The sequence below is a fragment of the Psychrobacter sp. genome, from assembly GCF_049295055.1.
GTDB lineage: Bacteria > Pseudomonadota > Gammaproteobacteria > Pseudomonadales > Moraxellaceae > Psychrobacter.
Genome location: NZ_JBAQQF010000076.1, coordinates 211,132 through 218,623, shown reverse-complemented (window position 1 = coordinate 218,623; position 7,492 = coordinate 211,132). Strand labels below are relative to the sequence as shown.

4 protein-coding genes and 1 pseudogene are annotated in these 7,492 nt (G+C 40.6%); 2 read left to right on the top strand and 3 right to left on the bottom strand.

All coding sequences use genetic code 11. The features are described 5' to 3' along the window. The 3 genes and pseudogenes from WAZ74_RS11920 to ppsA all read right to left on the bottom strand — a co-directional run. Window positions 1–61 (bottom strand): annotated as a pseudogene (locus tag WAZ74_RS11920) (30S ribosomal protein S6); the annotation flags it as partial. Window positions 62–365: 304 nt separating this feature from the next. Next, on the bottom strand, window positions 366–1,337 hold the full coding sequence (locus WAZ74_RS11915; RefSeq protein ID WP_422308512.1) for an RDD family protein: 972 nt from the start codon (window positions 1,335–1,337) through the stop codon (window positions 366–368). Between the two features lie 222 nt (window positions 1,338–1,559). Then, a complete protein-coding gene (gene ppsA / locus WAZ74_RS11910) occupies window positions 1,560–3,944 on the bottom strand; it encodes a phosphoenolpyruvate synthase (protein ID WP_422308511.1) in 2,385 nt (794 codons plus the stop codon). A 625-nt stretch (window positions 3,945–4,569) separates the two neighbouring features. On the opposite strand from ppsA, the gene ppsR reads away from it, so the two are divergent. Together ppsR and sthA are read left to right on the top strand one after the other, a co-directional pair. After that, window positions 4,570–5,466, top strand: coding sequence for a posphoenolpyruvate synthetase regulatory kinase/phosphorylase PpsR (ppsR, locus tag WAZ74_RS11905; protein ID WP_422308510.1), 897 nt, complete (start codon window positions 4,570–4,572; stop codon window positions 5,464–5,466). Between the two features lie 201 nt (window positions 5,467–5,667). After that, window positions 5,668–7,311: a Si-specific NAD(P)(+) transhydrogenase gene (gene sthA / locus WAZ74_RS11900; protein ID WP_422308509.1), complete on the top strand. Its 1,644-nt coding sequence runs from the start codon at window positions 5,668–5,670 to the stop codon at window positions 7,309–7,311. The last annotated feature ends 181 nt before the right edge of the window (window positions 7,312–7,492 follow it).

The window sequence follows — 7,492 nt, the reverse complement described above, 5'->3', positions numbered from 1 at the left end:
TGCCGACCACTTGGTCGCTTTGGTCTGGGTGTACAAGTAACACCAGTTCGTAATGTCGCATTATGACTCCTTACGGATTAGTAGCTATTAACCCTATGTTAATAGCAAGGAGATTTATAAGGTAAGCTCAAATCCTACCCATTATTATAAATAATTAACAGAGAATAAGCTTAGTTTATAAAGCGCCGTATTATAACAGTAGTCACTGATGAACACAAAGGTTAATCAATGCGCTGCTGTTAATAAAAATTATTAAGCTGATACATTTATTCTTAATCAATAAAAAAGCAACGCTGAGACGCTACTTTTTACCGCAACTATAAAAGGTGTTATTAAAAAAGGACTATTAATAACCAACAAAAGGGCTATTTTATTTTTGACTCTTTAATCAACTGACTACTATCTGCCTTCACCACTAGAGTTTTAGCCAATCTATCATGCCAACCGATATTTTTAGGGCTTTTCGATGCCAAATAGTAGTTCACTGCTAACAATATAGCGGATATAAAGGTAGTGAAAAAAGGTAAATAGATAAGTACTAATAAAATAGTACGCATAATTACCAGTCTAAAAAAAGAAGGCAAACGGTGCGTAGTTTGATCGACTACCCGAATACCGGTAATAACTTTGCCTATCGACTGTCCCCGTAAAACAATAAATAGTAGCTGTATAATAACGAGGCCAAACAACATAACATTCGATATCAGCTGTGTGCTTTGCGGTATTTTTTCGGCTAAGTTTAGAGAGAAAGCGAGCATTTGATCCATACTCGCTAAGTTTGTAGGAAAACCGCCCAGCTTATTTATAGCCATAAATAAAGGTAAAAATGCAATAATCAGTAATAGCCAGTCAATAGCTGTGGCTAATAGGCGTGACATAATAGGCGCCAGAACGACATCACCAACTACTTTATCTGAAGCAGCCTTAGTCGCACCAGACTTATTCAATGAGACATTACCAGTTGGCTTATATTGACGATTGGTCGTCATGTCTGCTTTGGTACTTTTATTCGTGTCTTTTGAGCGTTCAGGTTTGCCATATAGGCGATCTAGCGATACCGACTTATTGTCTTTACTAGCATCTGCGCTATCATCTTCTGGGAAGATAGTAACATTATTGATAATAGAGTCATTAACCTCAGGCGTTACTATATGAGAAGCTGCAGGGCGATAAAAAGCTTGATTGTTAGTCAAATTACCAACGCGCTGCCACTGATCTAAGCCTTCGTGCCAGATCAAATCATCTAATTGTACTTCACCAGAAGTGAGCATAATATTGAGCTGATCCAAGGTGTATGGACCGGCTTGGACGTTATTTCGAGCAAGGAAAATCTGCATAGTTGCCTACATCGTTGGTCATATCTTAGATCACTATATTAGGGCGTATTTAAAATTCACAAGTCGTCTTTTTTAGAAATGTACTCGCGCGCTAAATACAGCATAGGGTTTGCGTGCCATGTCATTCAAATGAATGATGAGTGGCAAACAAACCCTAATAATAAAGTGTACTCGTATTACTTGTTACTATTAATCTTTATTAAGCAGCCTTTAGACGGCAGCTTACTTTACTTCTTCACCTGCTAAGAAGAACCAAGTATCTAGCACTGAGTCAGGGTTTAATGATACTGAGCTGATACCTTGTTCCATGAGCCATAAAGCTAGATCCGGATGGTCTGATGGACCTTGACCACAGATACCAACGTATTTACCAGCTTTGCGGCAAGCATCAATCGCCATCGATAACAGCTTTTTAACCGCAGGATCACGCTCATCAAATAGATGTGAGACGATACCTGAATCGCGATCAAGACCTAAGGTCAACTGAGTCAAGTCGTTTGAACCGATTGAGAAACCATCGAAGTGCTCTAGGAACTCTTCTGCTAATAAGCAGTTGGTCGGTAGCTCACACATCATGATGATGCGCAGACCATTTTCACCACGTTTTAGACCATTTTTCTCAAGTAAATCGATCACTTGTTTGGCTTCACCAACCGTACGTACAAATGGAATCATAATCTCGACGTTGGTCAAGCCCATCTCATCACGTACACGTTTCAGTGCTTTACATTCAAGCTCGAAGCAGTCACGGAAGTTATCAGATACGTAGCGGCTAGCACCACGGAAACCAAGCATTGGGTTTTCTTCTGATGGCTCGTATAACTTACCACCTAGCAAGTTAGCATATTCATTCGATTTGAAATCTGACATACGAACGATAACGGGCTGATCCATAAAAGCTACAGCTAGAGTTGAGATACCTTCCACCAATTTATCCACATAGAAATCAACTGGTGAAGCATAACCGGCGATACGCTCATTGATAGCTTGTGCAATTTCACGCGGTAAGCTGTTCATGTTTAGCAATGCTTTTGGATGCACACCAATCATACGGTTGATAATGAACTCAAGACGCGCAAGACCAATACCTTCGTTTGGCATTTGGGTAAATGAGAAGGCGCGATCTGGGTTACCAACGTTCATCATTACTTTAAAGGCAAGCTCTGGCATAGATTCAACAGAGTTAGTCTGTACGTCAAACTCAATCTGACCTTCATAAATAAAGCCAGTATCACCTTCAGCACAAGAAACCGTTACGTCTTGACCATCAACCAATAATTCAGTGGCATTACCACAACCAACGATTGCTGGTACGCCTAGCTCACGAGCGATAATCGCTGCGTGACAGGTACGACCACCACGGTTAGTGATGATAGCAGAGGCGCGCTTCATTACTGGTTCCCAATCCGGATCGGTCATGTCTGATACGAGAACGTCGCCATCTTGTACTTTGTCCATCTCGTTTAGGTTGCTAACGATACGTACTTTACCAGCGCCGATACGTTGACCGATTGAACGACCTTCACATAGAATTTTAGCATCACCAGTATTGATGATATAACGCTCCATGACATTGCTGTCTTGACGGCTCTTAACGGTTTCAGGGCGTGCCTGAACGATAAAGATTTCATTGGTATCGCCGTCTTTTGCCCACTCGATATCCATCGCTTGACCGTAATGCTTTTCAATGGTCATCGCTTGCTTGGCAAGTGAATTCAATTCTTCAGTCGATAAAGAGAACTGCATGCGATCTTCTTTTTCGACATCAATCACTTTTACAGATTTGGTGGTGCTACCTTCATCACCATAAATCATTTTCTTATGCTTGCTACCTAGGTTGCGGCGAATAATCGCAGGTTTACCGTTAGCAAGTAATCGTTTTGATACATAGAATTCATCAGGGTTAACCGCGCCTTGGACAACCATCTCGCCTAGGCCGTAGCTTGAGGTGATGAATACCACTTGATCAAAACCACTTTCTGTATCTAAGGTGAACATAACGCCAGCTGCGCCCGTTTCTGAACGCACCATGCGCTGAACGGCAGCAGATAATGCAACACCTTCATGCTCGAAACCTTTATGTACACGATAAGAGATAGCACGGTCATTATAAAGGGAGGCAAATACTTCTTTAATGGCGATAAGAACGTTATCAATACCGCGAATGTTTAAGAAAGTCTCTTGTTGACCCGCAAATGACGCATCTGGTAAATCTTCAGCAGTCGCAGAAGAGCGCACAGCAACGGCGATATCTTTGCCATCGCTCATTTCTTCGAATGATTTGCGCACTTGTTGCTCTAAGTCTTTTGGTAATTCTTGTTCAACAATCCAGTTACGAATTTTTTTGCCGGTAGCAGCAAGCTTATTCACATCATTAACGTCAAGCTCTTTAAGCTCGCGATTAATTTTGTCAAGCAAGCCCGTTTCTGTCAAAAAGCGGTTGAACGCATCTGAAGTTGTAGCAAAGCCACCTGGAACACTAACGCCCAAATCAGACAAATGGCTAATCATCTCGCCAAGTGAAGCATTCTTACCACCAACTGTCTCAATATCGTCTTTTCCTAGCTGATCTAGATTGATTACAAGTGCTGTAGATTGCGCTGCCATGATAACTCCAGAAAATAAGGTTATTTAGTAAGGATTATAAAGGTCAATTATACCGCTATATTTGGATAATTTCGAGGGGTTAAAGCAAAATAATGATGAAAAAGATACAAATTGTGGGACTTGGTACATATTTGATGTCGGAAGTCATAAAAGTTGGTTAGCAAAATATTATGGAAATAAGACTATCGATTACTGCTTATCTGACAGTTTTGCTCATTTCTAATAAAATTAGCGGATTCTTTTGTCAGTAAGCAACAAGGTTTTGAAGTAGGATTAAAATTTATATCTATATTTTATACCTATATATGTAGTGCATAAGATAGGGTCATAATACAATCGATGAGCTGCTGTAAAATTTTTCTTAATCAAATTAGTTTTGGTGTCATATTCTAAGTGTACGCCTGTAACATTGATTACTATTAGGCTGCTATTATGGGTATAATATAAAGCATAAATATGAGACGCATGGCACTGAACTATTAAGCATTAAATGCTGCAAGGCTAATTGAACATCATTAGAGAATGCATCAAAACATCACAAATTGTTAAGCAGCCATCATTAAGCGTTCACTACTAAGCGCTGATTAAAGAATACTATTGAGGTTTCAACCAAGGTATCAACGTTATGTACTCAAAGAACCCGTCCGAATCCCCTAATACTACCATTCAAAATAAAAAAGCATTAACAGTTGATAACGAAGAAAATATAAGAACCGCGTTTTTTATCTCTGACGGTACCGCGATTACAGCAGAGACCCTTGGACGCGCTATTTTGAGTCAGTTTGCCTCAGTGCCTTTTGAGACGCGAGTGTTACCGTATGTCGATAATTTAGAGCGTGCTGAAGATGCAGTTGTGCAAATCAATACCGCTTATCAACGAGATGGCTTGCTACCACTGGTGTTTGATACCATTGTAAACCCTGAAATTCGTGAAAAAATTAACTCAGCGCATAGCTGTAATCTAGATATGTATGAGGGTCTCATCGGTCGAGTGGCGGAAGAAACCGGCGTAGAACCGGACGGACATTCGGGTCATGCGCATGATGATGTCGACTCTGAGACTTATAAAGAACGTATCGATGCAGTGCATTTCGCTTTAGATAACGATGATGGCGCACGTACTCGCCATTATCATGCGGCAGACATCATTCTTATCGGGGTTTCGCGTTCTGGTAAAACACCAACATCCTTATATTTGGCCTTACAATTTGGTATTCGTGCAGCCAACTATCCTTTGACTGAAGAAGATTTAAATGACAATCAGCTACCAAAAGCACTGCGTGAGCATAAACACAAGCTATTTGGTTTGATTATTGATACCGATCGCTTGGTAAAAATTCGTCAAGAACGCCGTGCAGGCAGTCGTTATTCTAGTTATCAGCAGTGTCAGCAAGAACAGCGCGCCATACAAGGCATTTATACTTCTCAAGGCATTCCAAGCCTTGATGTTTCAGAGATGTCAGTTGAAGAGATTGCTACTCGAATCTTACAGATGACCGGTCTAAAACGCCGTATTGGCTGATTGGAATAACGGAATGCATTGTCCAAAGAGGAGCGCTAGCTATAGCGTAACTGTCGCTGAGATTGCAAAATATCTTATCACAACGTATGGTAAGCACACTTTAGTGCCATGACATTGATTTCATCTATATGTTTATACATTCATAAATTGATGCATTCATAGCCTAAAAAAACAGAGTCATAAATTAATAAAGAGGACAAGATGGGAAGCAAAACTATAAGCGACGCGACCAATGATATCGGTGAAGATACTCACACTGAGGTGTCTAATAAAGAGAGTGGCCGCGCGCCAAATCCTGAACACACTGAGAGTAAAAATAAAAAAGAGAGAATCGAACAAACTCACGAGCAAGTTACTGACGATATCATGCATCACCCTGATCTGGTCAATCCGCTTGATGATACGCGTATCGATGTTAAATCTGGCTTTAGCAAAGATTCAAAACGTATAAAAGGCGACAAGCATGAGTTTGAATACGATGCTGTCGTACTAGGGGCAGGTCCTGCTGGTGAAGCCGCCGCGATGAAGTTATCGAAAGCTGGCAAAAAAGTAGTGGTGATTGATCCGCGTGAGCAAGTCGGTGGTAACTCCACCCACGTCGGTACGATTCCGAGTAAGGCGCTGCGCCAATCAGTATTTAACTTAATTAACTTTCGCCGTGATCCCATGTTTACCAAAGCGATGGATTATGAACAAGTTCCGCTAAATATCGTTTTGGCCAAAGCGCGTCAAGTGATTCGTCAGCAAGTCAGCACTCATACGAGATTTTATGAGCGTAATCGCATTGAAGTGATTCATGGCTGGGCAAACTTTATTGACGCCCATACATTACGCATTGAAATTGACGACAATACTTTCGAAACCATTACTTTTAATAAAGCTATCATTACCGTTGGTAGCCGTCCTTATCGCCCTGAGATTTTAGACTTTAATCATCCGCGCGTTTTTGACTCTGATAAAATATTACAAATGGATTATGTAATCCGAAAGATTATCATTTATGGTGCGGGGGTCATTGGTTGTGAATACGCCTCTATCTTCACTGGTTTAGGCTATAAAGTTGATTTAATTAATAACCAAAATAAATTGTTGAGTTATCTGGATAGCGAGATTAGCGATGCGCTTGCCCATGACTTTAGACAGTTTGGCGTCGTTATTCGTAACAACGAAGAAATTGATCATCTTGAGACTCATGATGATTGTGTGATTTTGCATCTTAAAAGCGGTAAAAAAATTAAGTCTGATGCCATTCTTTGGTCAAATGGTCGCTCAGGTAATACAGAAAGTTTAAATTTAGAAGCGGTTGGGCTTAAAGCCAATAGCCGTGGTCAGTTAAAGGTCGATGATACTTATTGTACTGAAGTCGAAAATATCTATGCAGCAGGGGATGTGATCGGTTGGCCGTCTCTAGCTTCTGCTGCCTATGACCAAGGTCGTTGTGCGGCGGCATTTATGGTCGGTGATAGGGATGCTGAGCCAGTATCTAGCGTACCGACCGGTATCTATACGATTCCTGAAATCTCATCTATCGGTAAAACCGAGCAAGAGCTGACAGATGCTAAAGTGCCTTATGAAGTCGGTCAGGCTTTCTTTAAGCATCTTGCACGGGCCCAAATTATCGGTGAGCGTTCAGGGGTGTTAAAAATCTTATTCCATCGTGAGACATTGGAGATTTTAGGGATTCATTGCTACGGAAACCATGCTTCAGAAATTATTCATATTGGCCAAGCAGTGATGAAGTGTAATGCAACGCTTGAATACTTTGTGAATACCACCTTTAATTATCCAACGATGGCAGAAGCCTATCGGGTGGCGGCATTAAACGGTCTTAACCGGGTGTTCTAAAGATTAACGATATTAAAGTGAGTCTATAAAAAAGCGTCTGCAATTAGCAGGCGCTTTTTTTTGATTCAATATTATCATCGTTTTTTACTATAAAATAAATAAAATGCAGATAGGAAGTTTTATCTCAATAATATGCTTTAACGAGTTATATCTTGTTGGTTTCTAGGTTTCTAGGTTTCTA

What these genes read in the sequence shown, in the direction of transcription:
- ppsR (WP_422308510.1), top strand. Translation starts at nt 4,570, where the DNA reads ATGTACTCAAAGAACCCGTCCGAATCCCCTAATACTACCATTCAAAAT.
- sthA (WP_422308509.1), top strand. Translation starts at nt 5,668, where the DNA reads ATGGGAAGCAAAACTATAAGCGACGCGACCAATGATATCGGTGAAGAT.
- ppsA (WP_422308511.1), bottom strand. Translation starts at nt 3,944, where the DNA reads ATGGCAGCGCAATCTACAGCACTTGTAATCAATCTAGATCAGCTAGGA.
- WAZ74_RS11915 (WP_422308512.1), bottom strand. Translation starts at nt 1,337, where the DNA reads ATGCAGATTTTCCTTGCTCGAAATAACGTCCAAGCCGGTCCATACACC.